At 70.4% G+C, this 2,022-nt stretch carries 2 protein-coding genes; one reads left to right on the top strand and one right to left on the bottom strand.

What is annotated here, in order from left to right; genetic code table 11:
• Nucleotides 1-404: AraC family transcriptional regulator ligand-binding domain-containing protein (locus G6021_RS01480; RefSeq protein WP_182640519.1), on the bottom strand; the 404-nt coding region annotated here is incomplete at its 3' end.
• Between the two features lie 70 nt (nucleotides 405-474).
• On the opposite strand from G6021_RS01480, the gene G6021_RS01475 reads away from it, so the two are divergent.
• Entirely contained in the window at nucleotides 475-1,992 is a 1,518-nt protein-coding gene (locus tag G6021_RS01475) for an NAD(P)/FAD-dependent oxidoreductase (RefSeq protein WP_182640518.1), read from the top strand.
• Nucleotides 1,993-2,022 lie beyond the last annotated feature (30 nt).

The raw sequence follows: 2,022 nt of genomic DNA, 5'->3' as shown, positions 1-2,022 counted from the left end.
ACGACGATCCGGTCGCCGGTCGCCTCCACACCGAACGCGCTGAAGATGTAGCTCAGATCGATGAAGCGCAGTGTCATGGCGATCACGTCGCGGAGGGTGGGGCTGGACAACAGGGCGTATCCGAGGATCCCGAAGGTCGTCAACCTATAGGCGGCCCCGACTTCCGCGGCGAGCGCGGGGCGGTCACCAGCGGCGGCGCACAGGTTGCGGATCGCGGCGAGCTCCTGCGCCGGGGCCACCAGCAGATCGGGGGTCGCGAGCTCGGCGGGACTGAGACCGACCCCGCGCAGGATGGTCCCCGCCTCCACGCCGAGTGCGCCCCCGGCCTCGACGAGCACACCGATGCCGGTGGCAGAACGCGGGAAGTCCCAGTGCGCTACCGCGGGGCGGTCCCAGGCGGTCATGGCCGGAATTATGGATTATTCGTCCGGGAAAGTCTGTGGCCACGCCGGGCCGACCCCATACGGTCGCACCATGACTTCCTCCGCCTCACCCGCGAACAGCACCCGACGGCGCCCGCGCGTACTCATCATCGGCGCCGGATTCGGTGGCCTCGGCGCCGCCTACGAACTCACCCGAGACGACCTCGCGGACGTGACGATCCTGGAGAAGGCCGACGACGTGGGCGGGGTGTGGCGGGACAACACCTACCCGGGAGCGGCCTGTGACGTGCCGTCGAACCTGTACTCGTACTCGTTCCACCGCAAGACGGACTGGGGCCGCCGCTACGCCGAGCAGCCGGACATCCTGTCCTACATCCGCGAGACGGCGGACCGGTACGGCCTACGGGACAAGGTGCGCACGGGGATCGAGGTGACCTCGGCCACCTTCGACGAGGACACCGCCACGTGGACGGTGCTCACCGCCTCCGGCGAGTCGTTCGAGGCCGACGTTCTGGTCCCCGCGATCGGCCAGCTGTCCAGGCCGGCCTACCCGAACATCCCCGGGCTGGACTCCTTCGCGGGCCCGTCGTTCCACTCCGCCCGGTGGCGGCACGATGTGGATCTCACCGGCAAGCGGGTCGCGGTGCTCGGTACCGGGGCCTCGGCGATCCAGTTCGTCCCCCGGATCCGTGAGGCCGCGTCCCACGTGACGGTCTACCAGCGCTCGGCGCCGTGGGTGGTGCCCAAGCCCGACCGGGCCTACACCGACGCGCACCACACCGCGTTCGCCCGTGTCCCCGGCCTCGTCCCCGCGATGCGCGGGGCGATCTGGGAGACCACGGAGGCCATCGGCCTGGCCCTGACCTCCGCTCGTCCACTGGCGCGGATCCTCAGCGGGTTGGCCAAGGCCAACCTCAGGCTGACCGTCCGGGACCCGGAGTTGCGCGCCGCACTCACCCCCACGGAACCGATCGGGTGCAAACGGATGCTGTTCAGCAACGAGTGGTACCGCGCGCTCGCCCAGCCGGACGTCGACGTGGTGACCGACGGCGTCGCCGAGGTCGTCCCCGACGGGATCGTCACATCCGACGGACGTCTGCACCCCGCCGACGTCATCGTCTACGGCACCGGCTTCAAGGCCACCGAGTTCCTCGCGCCCATCACCGTGCGGGGGCGCGGGGGCCGGGATCTGCACGAGCAGTGGCGCGAGGGCGCACGGGCGTACCTCGGGATGGCCGTCCCGGGCTTTCCCAACATGTTCCTGGTCTACGGCCCCAACACCAACCTCGGCAGCAGCTCGATCATCCTCATGATGGAACAGCAGGCCCGGTACATCCGTCAGATCGTCGAGGATCTGGCCCGGGCTGAGCGGCCCGTGGCACTCGAGGTGCGACGTGAGGTCGACGACGCCTACGACGCCGAGATCCTGCGACGCCTCGACGACTCGGTCTGGAGCGGGTGCGACTCCTGGTACAGGGTGGACTCCGGAAGGGTCACCACCAACTGGCCCGGGTTGGTCCACGAGTACCAGCGCCGGACCCGCACCGCGGACACCGCCGACTACGAGACCGTCGCGCCGCGTCGCTCGGCGGAGTCGGCGGCGGTCTGATCGCCCGCCCGGCGCCCGGTGGCGCCGGGC

It is taken from the genome of Dietzia sp. CW19 (assembly GCF_014145265.1).
GTDB lineage: Bacteria > Actinomycetota > Actinomycetes > Mycobacteriales > Mycobacteriaceae > Dietzia > Dietzia natronolimnaea.
The sequence above is the reverse complement of the archived record's forward strand: the minus strand, read 5'-3'. Positions and strand labels throughout refer to the sequence as shown.